Genomic DNA, 19,795 nt, shown 5'->3' with positions numbered 1-19,795 from the left:
ATTACGTTTTTAACACCATGAAGTAAGCAGTCACATAATTGGGTAAATGGCGGTTTGCTTGATAGAAGGCTTCTTTTCCTGCATAACTGCCTGTCAAAAAATCGACTTGGTAGAGGTTATTTTGGAATGCACCGCCGGTGTCAGCAAGAATACCTGCACGCGTCCTCATTTTTCCGGCCTGGTCACGATATTGCACCATGAGCAGTTTTCCCAGGCCAAGCTGCTCAAGGTCGGCTGCAAAAGTAACCTGGCTATTGACGGTAATTTTATACTCGGCATCTTTCCCATAACCTTTGATCCCGTTTACTGGCTTAAAATACCAATAGCGCTCCTGCTTATAGGGATTTTTGGCTTTATCGTAGGGAATGTTGTTGTTGCGATTAACGTTAAAGATTTTTATCTGTTCATGGTTGCCAAAATCAGCGACGATTGTGCCTTGCATTAAAGCGGCTTCCAAATCATCTCGATTTAAATAAGCGAGAACGGGAACATTTTTATTGGCTAAAGCACCTTTTAAGATAGCTTGTTTGCCATAGTGGAAACGAATGAGCTCGGGTTTGGCATTGGCTTCTTCGAGGGTGAGCGTTTCTTCATCTTTTGGAAGCGCATAGAGTGCAAAGGGATAAACCGAGCTTGGCTTGCTGGATACTTTGGCACGATGGACGTAATATTTCGTCATTAAAATTTTATCGTTGGGTAAGCCGGCAAGGAGTGGTTTGGCTCGAAGTGTTTTGGCTTGTTCGCTGTCTGGATACCAGCGAATAAAATCAAAGTGCTTTTTTACAAAAGCAGGATCCTGCAGCTCATTCTGGTGTTGGCAAATAAAGGTTAAGGTTGCTTTGACTCGTGCAAGTGGCAGTTTAAAAACCTTGCCTTCATGGATGACCTGAGGGTCATAGTGATTACCTTTATTTAAATAAGCCAGGGTTTCTTTAGCAGTTGCACAGAGGGCTGGTCCATCAATCTGATAATGCGCGGCGGGCAATGGTTCAGCAGGAACGAAACGAGGGGCAGCAACAGCATGGAAGCTAATGAGCAAACTATAAAAAAGAGTTTTTATCTTCATTGTTCATCATAATTTTTATAGGAAGCCCAAAATTATACCATATTCGTAACCGGTAACGTTAAACCCAAAATCATTTGATTTTTCCAGGAGAGCAGGCGCAGTCTCAGCCGATGCTTTTCAGCCAAAAGTCTGGTGCCCGTTCTCCCGGTGCAACTCTTTACATAGAAGGAGGACCATATAGGTTATGGGGAATGACAATCGGTAGTTTGGGCAATGGCACTGAGCCTCCAAACAAGGTATGACGAATTAACTGGCTGCAATACTGATTATAGCCTGCTGATTCCTGAATGTTCTTTTGAAAATCTTTTAAATTATCCAACTTAACCTGGACGCCAAGTTTCGCCATCATTCTAAAGTCAGGATCTTTGGGGCCATCATACAGCTCACCGAGTTCGGTCCACAGACTATGTAAAACTTGCCCTTTAATTCGTCCCCAAATAGGAGTTAAATCCTTTTCCAGCAGCGAAAACAAGTGCATTAAAGCACGGTAGTCGCTAGCAGTTTGAGGGTGGGTAAATTGCGCCAGGTAATTCATGGCAATTGTTTTCACAATTCGGTTTCTTCTCTCTTCAATGGCAAACTGAAGGGCAGTTTCCAACTTAACAAAATCGTTCTGTTTGGGCTCATAGATAGACACTTCACCTGTTTCAAAGTGATACACCCATCCATGAATCGTTAGCTGCTTGGAGGCAAGCTTTTCAGCAACATGAGGATAGGTTTTTAGATGTTCAATTTGTGCTAACACATTCTTTCTAATGGCTATCTGTACTTTAAGTGCGAAATCATCTTTGTTAGTTTCTGTCCCAATCTCCTCTAATACGGAGTGGGAATGGCTAACCCAGGAAGCGACAGAGGGTAAATCGGTTTTAATAGTTGGTGATAATAGTCCTTTTACTGCACCGCAATCAGAGTGCCCACAAATGATGATGTCTTTTACTTTGAGTACTTTCAATGCATATTCAATCGTAGCGGCTTCGCTCGATTCATTAGGATAAGCGGGAACAATATTGCCTGCATTGCGATGAACCAATAACTCTCCCGGCTGGGATTGGGTGATTAAGCCAATACGCGAGTCTATACAGGTAATCAAAAGAGTTTCAGGGAACTGAACGTCGCTTAATCGTTTAAGGATAGTCAATATCCCCTCATGAGGCTTGGTTTGAAATTGACGGATGTGACGCATTAACTTGATTAACATGGGTGCTCCTTTGTTCGGTCATCCCTGGGCTTGACCTTAAACAGTGATATTCCAAACAAAGGTAACCAATTGTGTCTAAAACGTCAATTTATTTACAATATTGTAAAGCAATCGAGTGAAGGACTTTTAATTGGGCCGAACTTGATCTTCGTTCGAGACAGCTTCTCGTCTTAAACATTCAGCGACCGCTTCTTTCTGCTGCGAAGGGCAATAACATAAATAAGTTCTCGCACCACGTGCTTCTTTTACAATCATTACCCCATCAAGTCCTTGCAGTTCCTCGAGTGGATCGGGACGTACATTGGATAAACGCAAGGTAACCGTATCCCATTTTTTCTTATAAGTTTCATGATTCTTTTCCAGTGTGAGGGATAAATCAGGTTGATAGGCCATAGGTAAGCGAGTTAAATGCACACCAAACTGGTTAAGGTCGGGGAAGGCTGCCAAGGCAATGTGAAGCGCTCGAGTGTAATTGGGTCCTATCACCGTTTGGTTTTTAACAGATTTACATTTTACAAATAATTCAAGAGGGTCTTCAGTCAGTTTTTTTTCCAGCAAGGTCACGGGAATAACCATACTTTTCGGAAAAAATTCTTTGACCCAATCCACTAAATGAAGGGGCGCCAGGATTGCTTTTATTTCTGCGGAGGGAACAGCATATTCCTCTCCCGGAACTCTCACTTCGCCGAAATAAGACTCTGTTTCCCCTTGGGTTGGTATCCCGCAGAGGCGTAGATTGGGCCAGTAATTGACGGCGATGTCTTTATGGCGTCCTTGTTCGTAGATTTTCCCTTCTCGCGAAAATACAAAAACTACAGAATTTATTAAAGCGTCTGATACTTGATAAGCAGCTAATCTCTTTTTGTCGAAATGGCGCTCACAGGCGATGGCCCAAAAACCTTCTTTTTCATCATAAACGAGACTTTGAATGGTCTCGTCAAGCTGTCGGGGATCGGTTAAATTAACCTGATTGTAGCAAAGCTGATTATCGGGTGTATCATATTTCAAAGAGCCTCGTATTGATGAAGGCTGAGGAACTGTCAGGCCAAGTCTGGCAATGGAAGCCAAAATATTTCTTGCTTGTTCAATATCATAATTATTTTCAAAAAAAGTGCCAAATCCACAGTGCATTGTTAATTACTCCATTCATTAAAAGCGCCATTTTAAATAATTTTGACTATTTTTTTAAGATTTTGTTGAAAATAAATAATTTTTGCTACAGTAAAATTCTTGTTGGTCGTTATATGCTCAATTTATTTTCAAAGGTTGATCTTACGAAAAAAAGTGCTCATTATTCAGCGCACACGAAGTCTTTGGGAGTCGATAATGTTACAGAGTATAAGGGCGGCCCTTCTTGTATTGCTTATGATAACCATGATGGCGAATAGCAGTTATGGTCAAACAGCGCCCCTGGTCAACCCATCCGTACAATTGCTCATTGAAGAAGCAAGACAAAAATACCCTGACAATACGAAGTACATTAGTGCCTATATCCGTATGAACTTCGCAGCGATTCAACGTTATCAAAAATACATTGCTCAGTGTATTGAGCGTCGGGGTACTCCAATAGGATGTAGTGATTTAATTACGTCCAATCCCAACATGACTGAGGAAGAAAAAGATAAGGAGCCAGTTAAAGAGCTGCTTATAAAAGATGGTGTTATAACCATCGTACCCAATACAAAGGTATTCAGCTTTTTGCATGAAAACGACACAATTATTGCTACCCCTTCCTACAACAATAAAGAAATAAGCTGGTCTTACTCGGGTGGCCTATTTAACGCTTCAACCGCAGAATTGCCGTCTGGAGTTAGCTATTGTCCGCCAACCAGCGAGTTATCATCCTCAATCCAAAACGGGCAAATGGTTAATCATTTGAATAGAGGCTGGATGGTTTCAATTGCAGCAACCGGCAAGCCTGTTGAAGCAATTAGCAATAATGAGTTAAGTTTTGCCTGGGCAACCACACAGAAAGTTCCTAATGGAAAAATAGTTTGTGTTTATAAAATAAATACTGATAAAAGACCTTATTATGTGGCGCTGTATTCGCAGAGTGCCTTGACTAAAAATCCCGAATCCGGTTTATGGAATATTGAATCGCCAGGGTTTTGTCGTAGTAAAAATGCTAGCCCAACGGATTGTCCTTTTAACATATAGTTTATAAAGGCTGAATTCCTTATTGAATTAAACTGAATAAACTTGGTTTATCAAAGGGAAGCTATCCATAAAGTAAATATTGCGAAGGCAGGGAAGCCTTTGGTAAAAGTATGGCACTTTCAGCACCAGTGGGTATTCGTCCAGTTTAATTCCCCAATACCTGCTCTATCATGCGTCTTGCTAATGCCGCTAAAACAGGGTTGGAATTCTTATAATAGGGCAGCATGATGAGGGCGATTGATAGGGCCCAGCCTCGCCCTCTTTCCCAGGTGTTGTCATCAATATTTTTCAAATTGGTTCTAAAAACGTTTCTTGAATGTGAGTTCAATAAGCTCCAGGCAATCACCAAATCACAAGCAGGATCACCGATGCCCACATCAGAAAAATCAATCACCGCAGTCAGGCGATGGTTTTGTACTAAAATATTGCCTGGTAGAAAATCGCCGTGTATCCACACAGGTGCTTTATGCCATGAGGGGGAATTGGATAGCTGATGCCATAAAGAAGTGACCGCTTGGCTATTAATCTCTCCACCTAGTTCGCTTATTGCTTGCCTTGTTTCTTCATCCAACTCTTTTAAAGATACCCCGCGTCTGGAAAGTGGGCCGTTAGCCAGGTTTATTTCGTGTAGTTCATTTAAAAAAGCAGCTAACTCTTTAGCCAATAATTCATATTCGTCCCTGTTTTCAAAGGGGGGATTATGGCCTTCATTCCATTGAGAGACGAGCCAAGACCAAGGATAGGATTGATAGGGACGGCCTTTAAACAAAGGTACCGAAATAGGGAGATGCAGATGTTGAGCAAGTCTGGGAACCCATTCATATTCTTTATGGATACTTTTAGTTGCCCAATCGATGCGAGGGAGGCGAACAACATAATCAGTGCCTAAACGAAATAAGGCATTGTCTGTGCCGCTTGATAAAATAGCTTGTAGAGGCAAATTAGCCCAATGAGGACATTGCGCTTTGAGCAGGGTATGAACAAGGGCCGCGTCTATACTTACCTCATTTTCATGCATTTTTGTCATGGTTTTTTATCCCTTGCTTCCCTGCCCACTCTCTTTAGTGATTGCCCAATGAGATGGGGCAGGAGAAATTGCAGAGTGAATTAAAACAGTTAATTTTGAGCACTATTCTAAAAGCCTCTGTTGCTAAAGGCGATAGAAAATCTGTTCGCTGATAAAGATTTTGCTGCTTCGCTCTTTGAGGCGCTTAATGGAGAAAACCTATGGCGGTACAACTCAATCATACGATTGTATGGTCGCACAATCAAAAAAAATCGGCGCAATTCTTCACTGAGATTCTTGGATTAGCGGAGGCCAGTGTTTACGGTCCTTTCCTGGTGGTTGAAATGAGTAATGCAGTTAGCCTCGATTTTTATGAGACTGATAAAGATATTACATCCCAGCATTATGCCTTTTTAGTGACAGAATCAGAGTTCGATGAAATCTTTAACAGGATTCGTCAACGCGGGCTTAATTATTGGGCCGATCCTGGTCAAATACAACCAGGTAAAATTAATTATCGCGATGGGGGAAAGGGTGTTTATTTTGAAGATCCTGATGGCCATTTGCTTGAGTTAATGACCAGACCTTATGGGAGTAAACAGTAGACCTGATACTATAATTGTTCTCTGATAGCTGGCATTTGCAGGGCGGTTGTAATCAATTCGGTACGATTGCGGCATTTTAGCTTTACTTTCACGGCATCAAGATAATGCTCAACTGTTTTGGGCGATAAATTAAGTGTATTGGCAATTTGTTTGATGGTCATACCTTTAACCAAATAATAAAGACAATCCATTTGTCGTTTGGTCAAATGGCGTCCTCTAAGAAAGGGTTGTTCTCCTACGTCTTGTATCTGCTTGGAAAGGTTAGAATTGCTTAGGGCAGTTATCTCATTCACGGTATTTATAAAAGAGTTTTCATCTTCCAGTAAAAAAGAAAGGCCGAAAACGCCTATCACTTTCCCGAGTGAAGTGCGTAGAGGTCTTTTGTGGCTGATATAACAATGTAATTGTTCGCCATTTAACCAAACGGGTTCAATATAGGTTTTTGCTTTATTGGTTTGAATGACCTCCTGATCATTTTTGATGAGAGCAGGGGCTTGTTCTTTCCAGGCCAGATCATAATCGGTTGCTCCAAGGATATCCTGCTCTGACGGTATATTATTAACCTCTAGCATGGTTTGATTGCTACTCATGAAACATCCTTTGATGTCTTTTGAATAAACATTGACAGAGGCTAATTCAAATAAATGTTCTAAGTGGTTTAAGAGAAGTAATTCTTCAGTTTTCATAAAACAACGTTATACCAGATAGGAGCTAGCCTCATTATATCAAAATGATCTATTTTTGAACATATCTAGGGGAGTTTGTCCCCCTAGTCTTTTTTGTTCAAATTAAGTACTATTTTCTCAGGTAATGAGAAAGCCTGGCAACCAATTTGCCGAGTTTTTGATAATCAGGAGCGATGTTGCCATTTACTTCTGATTAATAGAAATCAATTCGATCAAGTAACTATCAGCTTTTGAGGAGTGTAAATGGCCTATCCTTCATATAGTTATTTTAAAGATAAAGCAGTTGAATCTAGCCATCAAATCAGTTTGTTTGGTCTCGTCATGATGATTAACTTTCCACTGTTTGGGTTGCTGGAGCACGTCGAAAACCCTATTTCAAATCAAGAAATTATACTGAGATTTATCGCAACAGGTCTTTGTTCAATCCTATCTCTGCATAAATTTTGGCCAATACAATGCCAGAAATCTCTCCCTATCGTCTGGTATTTGACCCTGGTTTTTTGTCTGCCATTCTTTTTTACCTATTTGACCTTACTTAACCATGGCGCAACATTCTGGCTAATGAATTGTATCTCTGCCACCTTTTTCCTTTTTCTTGTCGCAAGCGCCTTGGATTCACTTGTTCTGCTACTACTTGGTAGTGGGTTAGCGTCTTTTTGTTATTTATGCGGCTCTCACAGCTCAATCCATTATGTTTCTAATAATCCTTCTTTCTTTGAGTTGGCCATGACTTTTGTTACGGCAATTGTGATCGGTACCTTGTTTGCCAGGGAGCGGGAATTAATTCATGCCAGGATTTCTGGAATTCGTCTGTTAGCAGGGAGTTTGGCTCATGACTTGCGCACACCTTTAGCAAGCATCTATTTACAGGCCCAACTGCAAGAAGGGGAAATTGAAAAAATTAAAAACCCCGACGTGAAAAAACGCTTAAGTGATGGGGTTCATATCATTGGGCGTAGTATTGAGAGTATCAATCAGCTTATTGGTATTCAATTAAATAATATTCAGTGTGGCAGGTTTGATACGCGCAAATTTGTTATTTATCCCATTAAAGAATTACTTAAACAGGCTTTGGAAGAATACCCATTTAAAAAAGGTCAAGAGGCGCTTATTCAGCTGGATCTGGCCTGCGATTACTCGGTGTGGGTTGCTGATGTGGTTTTCAGGAATCTGCTCTGGAATCTATTAAAGAATGGTTTTGAGCTAATTGAAGAAGTCGGTAAGGGAGAAATATCGATTTGGGTCGCAGAAGGAAGTAAGGATGATGATTTTAATTATTTGCACATTAGGGATACTGCCAAAGGAATTTCTCCCCAAAAAACAAAAATCATCTTTGAACCGTTTTATTCTGAAAGAAAAGGTGGGACTGGAATAGGATTGGCTTGTAGCAAGCAGCTGGTAGAAGCAGCCGGTGGTTCTATTGATTGTCAGGGAGAACTTGGCAAGTATACTCACTTCATTATTAAATTTCCGAAAATAGATTAGCTAGCTGTCGATGCCGGTTGTGCTCTGTTTATCGTTTGATGGGCGTCTGTAGTGATTCCCTGACATGATTAAATTTTTAGGTCGCATCGCGAGCGTGAAAAGGAAGGTCTGTCTCTCTCCGCGTTTGGCAGGAGCATCAAGGAAATCGTTGATTCCCTTGATGTCTCTGAGCAGCAGGTTGGACGCTTGCCCAATGCCCTTTTCCAATGACAGGTCAGCAATGTTTGGCTTTCGGGCCGAACTACATTTATGAAAACCGGTGTTTCGAACCATGTTATGGTGGAGAGTGCATTGGTTCACTGACAAGGCTCGTAATCAGCAGGGTTAGGTTGTAGCCTAACCCTGTTAAGTCTTCGCAATGTTGTTTAGATGGGCTTGGTTGCAGGTACGACAACTGGTGGATTATCGTTGGTCGAAGGAACAGTCCCTTGACTCCCCTGTGGAGTAAACAGACGATATATATCGCGTGGTTCTTCCTGTTTTTTATCGCTGCCACCTAATTGGCTTTGATAATTATTATTCAAGCGATAAGCTCCGTATCCGAGCGTTAAGCCAAGGGCTACAGGCCAGGAAATGACGGCAGCTGTAATGATGAAGGCAGTTCCACCCGTATTAAAGGCCAGGGTTTTCCAAAAATTGGTATAAGCTTGACTGGCGTCCTCGTTCAGTTCTTTGATTAATTTTTGGTGGTGTTGCAGATCATCACCACTAACGTCATTCCCACTCTCACGTTGTACTGCAATAGAGGCTTGTTGATATTTCTTATATTCATCAGCACTGTTATACATGGCATTACCCAGCATACTGAATAGGGCCAGACCAGCTACAGCAGCAGGGCCAGTAAAGGTGAGGCTGGCAGTAAAACCTACAATCAGGATAGTCGCTGCGGCAATGTTAAAGAGGTAGTAAGCACATTGAGCTTCCCATTCATCATTTAATATATCAATTTGGCGCTGAATGACTTCCTGCTCAAATGGTGTAGCGCTTTTTGCTTGTTCATTTAACTCCAGGATACGATTCTGGTATTGATAGGCTTCATAAGACCAACGTGCTACGAATAAGGCAATATCAAATGCAAGGAAAGCAACAGTGATTTGTGATGCTGTAGCTGTTGAAATTTTAAAATAGTCATTATAGTTGGTCAGCAGATTGACTGTTCCCCAAACCGCATCATTCAACATAGTGAAACCGCGTTTTTGTATTTCCTGTACAGCAACTTTCTCTGCAGATAAGTCCTCACTTACTCCAGCTACTATGATGTGCTTAGTCATGGTGACCAAGTTGATTGCCAGGCGAAGCCCATAGATTCCAACACTCAATGCACGCAATGTTTCCCGTGATTGATCTAATAAACTGACAAACTCATCTGGGGTATAAGTATTACCCAGCTTGGCATTCAAGCTTTTAATAAATTCAGGAAAACCAATGCTTTGCAGATAGAGAATTGCAGAACTTGCCAAAGCGCGACTGTAATTCCAATGAGTTCGAGTGCTGTTTAGCGTGGAAATATGTTCGCGTAATTTCGCGGAGCTCACAAAGGCAGACGCATAATCTTTAAGGTTGCTTACTGCGCCAGATACGACAAAAGTAGAGAGTTTGGCAATGCTGGCCTGCTCGGCTTTAGTGAAATTGTTTCCGATAAAGTCATCTAGTTGCTCTTTCTTTTTTAAGAGATCTTTTAAATCCCCACCCACGTAATCCAATTTGTGGTATTCAATCATTAAATTACAAACGGCGGCGAGATAAGTAACGAGTTCGCTCTTGGATGTCAAACGTTCTTTATTGGAAAGAAAGAGTTGAAATAGAGATGAAAATTCTGTTTTAAGCTGATTTAAATTAAACTCATAGTCTTTAAAAGAAACTTCAACGTCGTTAGCTGTTCTATCAAAAAACGCCTGTTTTTTCAGACCAATTTTCGTTTTTGGCATGATGCTCTCGCTACACTTTATCAACAAATTGATACTTTATCTTCCACATAGTTTTACCAGAAATTTATTAAGGTATTATTAAATTTTTAACAAAATGTGTTTTTTTTGGAAACATATTCTATTTAAATTATAGTATTTTTTTTATTCTTACTGGTTATAGGCTTTTTTTAATGCCTGCATGTCCAATTTCTTCATTTTAAGCATGGCTTTCATCACTTGTTCTGATTTTTCTGTGTCGGGATCATTTAAGAAATCCACTAAGATAGTGGGAACAATTTGCCATGAGATACCGTACTTATCTTGCAGCCATCCACATTGTACTGTTTCACCATCCGCAGACAGGTTATTCCATAAATCATCTATTTCCTCCTGGCTCTCACAACTGACGAATAAAGAGATGGCCGGCGAGAACTTGAAGTCAGGCCCCCCATTTAAGGCAATGAACTGTTGTCCTTCAAGTTGAAAAGTAACAGTCATTATGCTGCCTTTGGGTTTTCCAGATACTTCTGCGCCGGCATCCCCATAATAGCTGAGACGCAAAATTTTTGAGTTTTTAAAAATTGAAGTATAGAAATGGGCTGCTTCTTCAGCTTGATTATCAAACCATAGACAAGGAGCAATGTGTTGCATAGAGGCCTCTTATTTATTGCTCGAAGCTAATTTTGGGTTGTGCTGTTTCTGAATACGGAAATCCCTCTGGTTCGTTGGTGAAATCCACATCCGTAAAATAGCGTGCAACATCATGCAAACTAAGGTAGAAAACCCCGCCAGATTCTTGCTGCTCTTGCATTTTTTCATCGCTTAAATTGACAAATAAATTCATGCGTTCTGGCTCTTCCATGTCATCGATTTCGCCGATTACCAATCCTTCAAAAAAACTCATGAAAGAAGAGTGTTTCTTTTTCTCCGGGATAATGAAAGGCAATAATTCCCCGTCTTCGTTTCGCAATAGGTTTCCGACCATATCACGTTTGTAGTCGATTTGGCCTTTGCCCCAAGGGTTACGGAGATGGAGAAATAATTCATCCCCTTCCAGCCATAAACCCAGGCACTGGTAACTATGACCAGAATCTTCCGACATCGCAATAACGCGGGATAGCGGGTGATTTTGATAATCTTTACGAGGCCCCGTTGAAAGCGTGATGAACTGATTATTGGCCAGAAGGTTATTAATGAGAAAGACAACATGAAATTCTTTCAGTGAGAGCGGCGATCTGATAGGGAAATTGTCTTGTTGTAAAAAGAGCTTGAGCGAATTTAACGTTTGTTCACCAAGTAGGTATTGTTCCGGTAATTGTTCTGTAGCCATTTGTTTCAGTTCATTGATACAGACCTCGAGCCATTCGATGAGGGGTTCTAACTCATGACAATAAATTTTTCTTTTAGGACTGAGACGTTCTCTCTCTTTAAAATGGGCGACTAGCTGCAGTGCCTTTTGTTCTAGCCAGTCATTATTAAGTTCTTCGAAGCCGAAAGCGTTGCGAAAACATTCTTTAATAGACATTTTTAAGTTTCGCAATTGACGTTCATCGGCTACTACATCATAGGCATCGTTCAGTAAGCAAAAAGCATCGGTTAAAAGGGAATGTTGCCCTAGTTTTTCACGGGTAGCCGATGTTCCTAACAAGGTTTTGAATACTTCAGCAGGTGAGCCAGAAGACAGGGAGGCCAGGTATTCGCGGGTTTCTCTGTAACGTTTGATCAGCTTAGTATCGTCTTCGCTCCAATCACTTTCATCTTGCTTTAGTAAACTTTGAGCACGTTCAAATTCTTCCTGGGTGGGTTTACTTTTTAAATGGGTTAAGCGATGAAAAGTGTATGCTTTCTCCAGGATCTCGACCCAGGGTTTTTTGTGGTAATTAACCGTGCCTTCGGTATAACCCCGTGTCACTGTGGGAGGCATAGAATAAATTCGTGGTGAACCATCTTCCGCATACAGCGTCACATTGACGCGCAGATTTCCTTCTCTGTCTCTGCCCAGGGTTATCATGTTCTCTAATAAACCAGGATCCCTGTCTACAATGGCGCTCAGGGCAGCCAAAAAATAACAATTCCCTATACCGCCTTGAGCAATATCTTTTAATTCATAATGGTCTGTATTAACCAGTTCCTGTAGCTCTTTGGTAGATAATTTTTTAAACCAGATCGTTTTGTCGGCTCCCCAAAGATCTTGTTCATCTTCTGCGCTGATGTTGAAGATGGGAGCAATAACTTCATTATTCGTTAACATGATGATGATCCTTCATCTCTAAATATAGTTTGCTCTTTATTGTTGTAATAAATGGCAAAAAAGTCGGGAGACTCAATCAAGAGTGCACAGCACTTCTAATTATAGTTCATGTTTGATTTTCTGCACGGCAAGCGAGGGGCTGTTGGTATTTTTACTATCTTGGCCAAAAAAACGTTAATTTCCTGCGCGCTTTTTCGCTCAAAATAAAGTCATCCTACTCAAGCTGGCGAAAGGTAAACAGCCCCCGATTATGAACTGAAACTATTTAAGAATGTTAGCTTGCAGGCGGGTAATTTCAGTGACTGCACTCCAGTCTTTCTCTTCCAGGTGGTGGGCTAGGGCAATAATAAATTTATCTTTAATAATATTGGCAATATGGGGAACAACCTGGGCATTGGTCAAGGCTTGTTGGAATAAACTCAAGTCTTTAAATCCGCCCTTTAAATCAAAATTTACGTCATCAAAATTACGTTCTTTAATTTTATCCACATAAAGTTGAAAGGCTGGATGAGCAAAAACACTATGAAATAAAGTATTCAGGATGCCTGTATCGACCTGGCTTTTTTCGGCAAAGGTATAAAGTTCCCCCATGGTTTCAATTGTTGAAACGAGGAGATAATTCATACATATTTTAATGACATTGGCCTGATAAGGCATTGATCCGGCATTGATAATTTTAATTGAATAGGCATTGAATACGGGGCGACACTGTTCGATTGCTTCGGCGTTTCCTGCCGCAATAGTAGTCAGTTCGCCTCTTGCGGCAGCTTTAGGGACTCCTAATACATTGCCAGCAATATAAATTAGTCCATGTTTATCATGTAACGCAGTCAATTCTTTTGAGGTTTCCGGTAAAATGGTTGAGGTCCCCAGGTGAATTGCCCCTGGTTTCATGAAGTGAATAAAGCCATCTACAGTTTGAAGTACGGCATTATCATCCAAAAGAGAGGTAATGATGAGTTCTTTGCCAGTCACAGCTTCTTCCAAGCTGTTTGCTCCTTTGGCACCCATAGTGATGAGTGGTTGCATTTTTTCCCGGGTGCGATTAAAAACAGTTAATTCAAAATTGGCATCTAAAAGTCTTTTTGCCAAAACAGAGCCCATTTTCCCTAAACCAATTAAAGTTACCTTCATTCTTTTTTCTCCAAAAATGGCAGCTAGAAATTTTTATAACAATTTCCTAGTTTGCCCAATCTGGTTGGCATTGTACAATGCAAAAAATTGATCGTGTTTAGCCAATCCTGATGATTTTTACGCTTGCCATAAATAACTACCGTTCTGTTTTAAATTTAGCTATTCCGTTAGGTTCGCTTAATCTTATTACGGGTCCAAATGGCAGTGGGAAGTCAAATATTTACCGTGCGCTGCGTTTATTAGCAGAAACAGCACAGGGTGGGGTAGTGCAGGCTTTGGCCCAGGAGGGAGGCTTATCTTCAACATTTTGGGCTGGTCCCGAAACCATTTCAAAGGCAATGTTAAAAGGAGAGGTAGCCGTCGAAGGCCAGGCTCGTAAAGAAAGAAAGCGTATGCGCATGGGATTTGCTACAGACGAATTTGGCTATGCTATTTCTCTTGGCTTACCAGCACCTTCGTCATCGGCGTTCTCGTTAGATCCAGAAATAAAGAGAGAGTGCATATGGGCTGGGCCTTATTACCGACCAGCCAGTCTTTTGGTTGACAGACGGGGACCTCTCGTCAAAGTCCGTGCCGGACGACGGTTTGACGTTGTTTCACAGCATTTGAATATTTTTGAAAGCCTCTTTAACCAAATTGGCTCCTTAGAGCATACACCGGAAATAATCCATATGCGGGAGTTTATTTGTAACTGGAGATTTTATGATCATTTTCGTACTGATCGTGATGCGCCTGCCCGCAGGGCGCAATTAGGCACGCGTACACCAGTGCTTCATCATGATGGTCATGATGTTGCGGCTGCATTACAGACCATACGAGAAATAGGTGACAGTAATGCTTTAGATGAAGCCTTTAGCGATGCCTTTCCCGGGGCAAAGTTGATCATTATTCAGCATGGGGAAGGGTATTTATCGTTAGCTATTTCCCAGCATGGTTTGTTAAGGCCACTATCCTGCGCTGAATTTTCGGATGGTACTTTACGTTATGTATTACTGTTAGCCGCACTGCTAACCCCTCGTCCACCTTCACTAATGATTCTTAACGAACCAGAAACCAGCCTGCATCCGGACTTATTACCTGCTTTGGCAAGACTGATTTTGCGTGCATCAGACAATACTCAGATCTGGGTGGTTTCTCATGCCGAGCGTTTGATAACCCTCTTGCAAGAACAACCTGGATGCAACGTGATCAAACTTGAAAAACAGCTTGGTAAAACTGAACTGCAAGGCCAGGATCCTTTAGATGCCCCTGGTTGGTACTGGCCAGATTAAACAGAACGTTGGCAGTAATCAATCCAATAAGGGCACCAAGCCAAGTCTTATTTTGCGCCAAAAAATACGCTTGCTCTGCCCATTATTGGGTTTTGCCGATGGTAGATAAATAAAAAGCAGGTTTGGGATAACCGGCAAATTCGATCGTGGTCATCATTCCTCCTGCCATATGATAAAGATTATGGCAATGATTCATCCAGATGCCGGGATTATCAGCATCAAATTGAACCTTGACGGTAGTAAATGGCTGAACCAGGACAGTATCTCGTCTGGCGCCGTCTTTGAGGGGCTTCCCATTAATTTCTGTCACTTGAAAAACGTGGCCGTGAAAATGCATAGGGTGGGACATGGCAGTTTTATTGGTAAATACCAACTCCACACGTTGCCCTTTTTTGACAATTTTCGGATTAATTTTAGGCCAGCTTTCATCATTTAACATCCAGCGATAACCGTTCATTGTTCCCTGTAAGTTGTAATTTAAACTGATATCGACTGTTTTCTTTGGCAAGGGGTCAACTGCTTTGAGTGATTGTTCTAATTCATAATAAGGAATTCGTCCGATGGTTTGACTGGCAGTCGGACTTAGTTGGGGAATTTCCGCACCTTTGGTGGCGAGTATTAAGCCTGTTTGTTTATTGGTTCCTTCTGCTTGGCCCAAAATAGGGAAAGCCCCTCCATTGGAGGGGATATTCACAATGATATCGAGGCGGTTAGCAATACCAATTGGAAATTTAGAACCTTGAACCGGTTTAACTTTTGCGCCATCAACAGCCACTAAAGAACCCTGCAATTTTCCTAAATCAACAACAAAATTGGTGGCAGCGGCTGCATTGATAATACGTAATCTAACTTGACCAGGCGTGACATAACGAATAGTTGGTTTGGCCAGGGTTTTTTTATTCGTGATGTACGCATCGTAATTGACATCATTATAATCAGCGCTTCCTTTCATCATTTGCATACCAGCCCCATTTTGCATGTTATCCATTTGCATAGCGGGCATTTTAGTATTTCGTAGTTTGTTGAATATGGCTTGTGGGTCTTGATAAGTAAAATCTTTCATAAACATAACCACATCCTGTTCGCTATTTTTTTGCTGCTCCGATTCATAAATGACAAAGGGTGCTGACAATTGCTGTTGCTCTTGGAAGCCTTCATGGGAATGCATCCAGTAGGTGCCCGATTGCACGAGCTTATACTTATAAGGCCGTTTTTCGCCTGGTTGTATTAACGTTTGGGTGACCCCAGGAACGCCATCCTGATCATTAGGTACAATCAAGCCATGCCAATGCAAGGTAATCGGCTCTGCGGATTTATTTTCCACAATGACATCAAACCAGTCTCCTTTAACACCGGTATAGCCTTCTTTGCTTTCTGTCCCATCAGGTTGAATCAATACGACTTCAAAAGCGTTTACTGTTTTTCCCTGACTATCCAATTGAAAGGGTTTATCCCTGACTTGTAAGATCGGTTTTTTAGCGTCAGAAGGAGTAGCAGCGGCGATTAGAGGGAAATTCAGGCTTGCAAAGGAAAAAACGAAGCCTGCTAAAAAGGCGGGTATTTTTACCGAACTTATGAGTCTCACGGTCCAAATCCTTTTGCAATTGCGGAGGGTAGTCTTTAAAAGTAAGCAATTAGCCAATCATTGTCAAAAGGAGTACTGTTATGCCTTATGGTTTGAGAACATTGAGTCTATCTCGTCTGAAATAGCTTTCGCAGGCGATGGTTTTTTGCCGTGCAGTAACTCTTGTTGGTCAGCAGGGCTATAATAAGCAACAAAATCATCCCGTTTTATTACTTTAAGGGTGGTTTGTTTTTCTTTGTGCTTTAACGAAATAGTCACTGTATCCCTTTGTGTATCATAATGAAACACGATTTGCCCATAATGTTTTTGACTTAATTGAGTTTTTACCTTGCGCAATTCTTCATATTTGTCCTGTATAGCAATAAATAGCGTCCAGACCTTATCTAAAGGGGTGTCCTGCTTTTTATAATCATTATCGCGCAAATAAATTTCCCAGGCGTCATAGCCATTGGTATCGATAAACGCTGTCATCAGCGGTTGGACTGTTTTTTGTTCAAAACGTTTAAGTTCTCTAAGGCAACTATCATAACGCTCCATTACCTCGATGGCTTCTTCACTTTCGACGAGTAAAGAGCCGGTTATCTCATCAAATTCGACGGAACCCGTAACTGCTTTTAGACGCAGGTTGCACTCAGTAACCAGGAGAGCATAAAATTTTGCTGCAAAACTGGTTCGTATATCAATTTCTGCAAGTTGGCGAATATGGTCTTTCCCATGCTCTTGACTGCGGGCACTATAACAAATACTCAAAGTCATATTGAAAGGCATTTTTTGACCTTTCATGACAAGGAGACTTTTTACGAATGCAGCGAGCTGAGCATAATTGAGTAATTTATGGGTTTTGAAAAGCTCTTCAGGATCTGATTCGGCGTAACAGTAATCGGTATCATCGACTTTACCGTGCGCGGCAATAATAATTTTATAGTTCTTTTTTCTCTTGCTTAACCAGTCCTGAAGAATTTTTGAGGTCTGCTGATCTAAAGTGATCGTTCCTGAGTCGGCAAATTGCAACGCGCAAGTCATCAGGTTTAATACGGTTACTTTGCTACTTTTATCTTTGGCAAAGAAAGAGGGTTTATGTTTTTTTTTAAAGCTTCACCCGATTTTTTCCCTAATGTCCCGGGGTCAGACAAGTTAATAAATAAAACTCTCACAATTTACAGCGCTACAACAATTAATAATTGCCCAAATTATAGGCATATTGATTGGTGAAGTCCACTTGAACTGAGGGCAGTTTTTTGATGAGCCCGATAGCCGGGCTCACTATTTATTTCAACGAGGCTAGGTCAATGACAAAACGATAGCGGACATCGCTTTTTAAAACGCGTTCATAGGCTTCATTGACTTGTTGAATGGAAATTAACTCAATCTCCGATGTGATGTTATGCTTACCACAGAAATCAAGCATTTCCTGGGTTTCTTTAATCCCGCCAATCAAGGAACCGGCAAGGCTGCGACGCCCGCTAACCAGCGAAAATGCACCAACCGGAACATTTTTTTCAGGAACTCCCAAGACGACCATGGTTCCTTCGCGTTTAAGTAATCTTAAGTATTGATTCCAATCAATGCCTGTCGAAACAGTACATATAATAAGATCAAAACTGGCGCTTAATTTGACGAAAGTCGACGCCATTGAGGTTGCATAAAAATAATCAGCACCCAGGCGCTTGCTGTCAGCTTCTTTGGCAGATGAATGACTGAGCACAGTGACCTCTGCTCCTAACGCATGGGCAAGCTTGACACCCATATGCCCCAAACCACCCAAACCAACAATAGCCACTTTTTTTCCTGGGCCGGCTTTCCAATGTTTTAATGGCGAGTAGAGAGTAATCCCGGCGCACAAAAGAGGTGCTGTTGCATCGAGAGGCAAATTGTCGGGAATATGAAGGACATAATTTTCGTTCACCACAATCTTGGTTGAATACCCGCCCTGGGTGAGTTGCTTACCACTACGTTCCATACCGTTATAGGTGGTGGTCATCCCCTCATAACAATATTGTTCTAACCCTTCCCGGCAGCTTTCACAACGTCGGCAGGAGTCTACGAAACAGCCAACTCCAACGGGGTCTCCCTCTTTAAATTTTTTTACTTTCCCGCCAATTTTACTGACGACACCAACAATTTCATGGCCAGGTACCATAGGAAAAAGCGCTCCACCCCATTCATCGCGTGCCTGGTGAATATCGGAATGGCAAATACCACAATAACGGATATCAATCAAAACATCATGCTCGCCTACATCTCTGCGTTTAAAAGAGTAAGGAGCAAGAGGCGCTTTTGCCTTTGGGGCAGCATATCCTTGTACTGGAATCATAGAATTATCCTTAGCATGAGCTTGAGTCGCTGCTAATATAGGCTCAGTCGATCTAATTTGCAAAGGACTTACGAAAAACGTCGATCTCTTCGTTAAAATTTGATTTCAATTCGGTCATTTAGGTAGGCTAAACTCCCTCATTAAAATCCAATTTTGCCTCAACCTCGACGTTTTTCGTAAGTCCTGATACTACGCAAACGCCGATCTCTTCGTTAAAATTTGCTTTTAATTGGGTCATTTAGTGAGGCTAAACTCGCTCATTAAAATCCAATTTTGCCTCAGCCGCGACGTTTTTCGTAAGTCCTGATACTACGCAAACGCCGATCTCTTCGTTAAATTTGCTTTTAATTGGGTCATTTAGTGAGGCTAAACTCCCTCATTAAAATCAATTTTGCCTCGACCTCGACGTTTTTCGTAAGTCCCGATTCTATTTTCTTTAGCTAATCCATAGTAGAGTACGTGAACTTTTAATTAGGTTATCGTTTTTATGGCAAAGCTTTATTTCTATTTTGCGGCTATGAATGCAGGTAAAAGCACGGTTTTACTGCAATCCAGCCATAATTATCGTGAGCGTGGCATGCAAACCTTACTATATACACCGGCTATTGATACTCGATATCAGCAAGGAGTTATTCATTCCCGAATTGGTTTAGCAGAGCAAGCCTTAATTTTTGACAATGAAGATGATTTGTATAAACAAGTCAGTTCTCGCCTGCAACAAGGGCAACGCTATGCTTGTGTACTGATTGATGAAGCGCAATTTCTAACCCGTAAGCAGGTTAGTCAGCTAACAGAAATTACTGATCAATTACAGATTCCAGTTTTAGCCTATGGTTTACGAACTGATTTCAGAGGGGAGTTATTTGAGGGGAGCCAATATTTACTTGCCTGGGCCGATGAATTAATCGAGCTTAAAACAATTTGTCATTGCGGGCGTAAGGCAATCATGAATTTGCGTCTTGGTGAAGCAGGTGAAGTGATTTCAGAGGGGGAGCAGGTAGTTATTGGCGGAGATGGACTTTATGTTTCTACTTGCCGGCGGCATTTTAAAACTGGGGAAGTCGGTGTATTGCCTGGCAAGAAAAAATTGTTCAATAAAGATACCAATCCAATGTGATTTTTGATACAAT

The 19,795-nt window shown here is 41.4% G+C and carries 17 protein-coding genes; 5 read left to right on the top strand and 12 right to left on the bottom strand.

Annotation, left to right across the window (positions count from 1 at the left end):
• Nucleotide 1 precedes the first annotated feature (1 nt).
• From Lfee_RS14180 to Lfee_RS14170, 3 genes are all read right to left on the bottom strand, one after another.
• The gene (locus Lfee_RS14180) at nt 2-1,066 is read right to left on the bottom strand and encodes a hypothetical protein (protein ID WP_058447641.1); all 1,065 of its coding nucleotides are present in this window, start codon (nt 1,064-1,066) and stop codon (nt 2-4) included.
• Nucleotides 1,067-1,223: 157 nt separating this feature from the next.
• On the bottom strand, nt 1,224-2,264 hold the full coding sequence (locus Lfee_RS14175; RefSeq protein ID WP_058447640.1) for a carbonic anhydrase: 1,041 nt from the start codon (nt 2,262-2,264) through the stop codon (nt 1,224-1,226).
• 126 nt (nt 2,265-2,390) lie between these two features.
• Nucleotides 2,391-3,395, bottom strand: coding sequence for a hypothetical protein (locus Lfee_RS14170; protein ID WP_058447639.1), 1,005 nt, complete (start codon nt 3,393-3,395; stop codon nt 2,391-2,393).
• Between the two features lie 195 nt (nt 3,396-3,590).
• Between Lfee_RS14170 and Lfee_RS14160 the strand changes: the two genes are divergently transcribed.
• On the top strand, nt 3,591-4,421 hold the full coding sequence (locus Lfee_RS14160) for a hypothetical protein (protein ID WP_131753167.1): 831 nt from the start codon (nt 3,591-3,593) through the stop codon (nt 4,419-4,421).
• 145 nt (nt 4,422-4,566) lie between these two features.
• On the opposite strand, the gene Lfee_RS14155 is transcribed toward Lfee_RS14160, so the two are convergent.
• Entirely contained in the window at nt 4,567-5,448 is an 882-nt protein-coding gene (locus Lfee_RS14155; RefSeq protein WP_082646663.1) for an aminoglycoside phosphotransferase family protein, read from the bottom strand.
• A gap of 200 nt (nt 5,449-5,648) precedes the next feature.
• Here Lfee_RS14155 and Lfee_RS14150 point away from each other — a divergent pair, with 200 nt between their 5' ends.
• Nucleotides 5,649-6,032, top strand: a complete 384-nt coding sequence (locus Lfee_RS14150; protein WP_058447636.1) for a VOC family protein — start codon at nt 5,649-5,651, stop codon at nt 6,030-6,032.
• 8 nt (nt 6,033-6,040) lie between these two features.
• Here Lfee_RS14150 and Lfee_RS14145 read toward each other — a convergent pair whose 3' ends face one another.
• A complete protein-coding gene (locus Lfee_RS14145) occupies nt 6,041-6,718 on the bottom strand; it encodes a LuxR C-terminal-related transcriptional regulator (RefSeq protein ID WP_058447635.1) in 678 nt (225 codons plus the stop codon).
• Nucleotides 6,719-6,961: 243 nt separating this feature from the next.
• On the opposite strand from Lfee_RS14145, the gene Lfee_RS14140 reads away from it, so the two are divergent.
• Nucleotides 6,962-8,203 carry a sensor histidine kinase gene (locus tag Lfee_RS14140; protein ID WP_058447634.1) on the top strand — a complete coding sequence of 414 codons (1,242 nt, stop codon included), beginning with the start codon at nt 6,962-6,964 and terminating at the stop codon, nt 8,201-8,203.
• A gap of 365 nt (nt 8,204-8,568) precedes the next feature.
• On the opposite strand, the gene Lfee_RS14130 is transcribed toward Lfee_RS14140, so the two are convergent.
• The 4 genes from Lfee_RS14130 to Lfee_RS14115 form a co-directional block, all read right to left on the bottom strand.
• Complete coding sequence (locus Lfee_RS14130; RefSeq protein ID WP_058447632.1) at nt 8,569-10,131, bottom strand: hypothetical protein; 1,563 nt, start codon at nt 10,129-10,131, stop codon at nt 8,569-8,571.
• A gap of 147 nt (nt 10,132-10,278) precedes the next feature.
• On the bottom strand, nt 10,279-10,761 hold the full coding sequence (locus tag Lfee_RS14125; protein ID WP_058447631.1) for a VOC family protein: 483 nt from the start codon (nt 10,759-10,761) through the stop codon (nt 10,279-10,281).
• 13 nt (nt 10,762-10,774) lie between these two features.
• Complete coding sequence (locus tag Lfee_RS14120) at nt 10,775-12,361, bottom strand: C2 family cysteine protease (protein ID WP_058447630.1); 1,587 nt, start codon at nt 12,359-12,361, stop codon at nt 10,775-10,777.
• A 261-nt stretch (nt 12,362-12,622) separates the two neighbouring features.
• Nucleotides 12,623-13,495 (bottom strand): NAD(P)-dependent oxidoreductase, encoded by an 873-nt coding sequence (locus Lfee_RS14115; protein WP_058447629.1) that lies wholly within the window; start codon nt 13,493-13,495, stop codon nt 12,623-12,625.
• Between the two features lie 110 nt (nt 13,496-13,605).
• Here Lfee_RS14115 and Lfee_RS14110 point away from each other — a divergent pair, with 110 nt between their 5' ends.
• Nucleotides 13,606-14,766 (top strand): AAA family ATPase, encoded by a 1,161-nt coding sequence (locus tag Lfee_RS14110; RefSeq protein ID WP_058447628.1) that lies wholly within the window; start codon nt 13,606-13,608, stop codon nt 14,764-14,766.
• Between the two features lie 82 nt (nt 14,767-14,848).
• On the opposite strand, the gene Lfee_RS14105 is transcribed toward Lfee_RS14110, so the two are convergent.
• From Lfee_RS14105 to Lfee_RS14095, 3 genes are all read right to left on the bottom strand, one after another.
• Nucleotides 14,849-16,351 (bottom strand): multicopper oxidase family protein, encoded by a 1,503-nt coding sequence (locus Lfee_RS14105; RefSeq protein WP_058447627.1) that lies wholly within the window; start codon nt 16,349-16,351, stop codon nt 14,849-14,851.
• Between the two features lie 78 nt (nt 16,352-16,429).
• Nucleotides 16,430-17,362, bottom strand: coding sequence for a hypothetical protein (locus tag Lfee_RS14100; RefSeq protein WP_146751420.1), 933 nt, complete (start codon nt 17,360-17,362; stop codon nt 16,430-16,432).
• Nucleotides 17,363-17,618: 256 nt separating this feature from the next.
• The gene (locus Lfee_RS14095) at nt 17,619-18,665 is read right to left on the bottom strand and encodes an NAD(P)-dependent alcohol dehydrogenase (protein ID WP_058447625.1); all 1,047 of its coding nucleotides are present in this window, start codon (nt 18,663-18,665) and stop codon (nt 17,619-17,621) included.
• A 487-nt stretch (nt 18,666-19,152) separates the two neighbouring features.
• Here Lfee_RS14095 and Lfee_RS14090 point away from each other — a divergent pair, with 487 nt between their 5' ends.
• Nucleotides 19,153-19,782 (top strand): thymidine kinase, encoded by a 630-nt coding sequence (locus Lfee_RS14090; protein WP_058447624.1) that lies wholly within the window; start codon nt 19,153-19,155, stop codon nt 19,780-19,782.
• The last annotated feature ends 13 nt before the right edge of the window (nt 19,783-19,795 follow it).

Origin of the sequence: Legionella feeleii (assembly GCF_001467625.1) — a bacterium.
GTDB lineage: Bacteria > Pseudomonadota > Gammaproteobacteria > Legionellales > Legionellaceae > Tatlockia > Tatlockia feeleii.
This window is presented reverse-complemented; position numbering and strand designations above follow the sequence as displayed.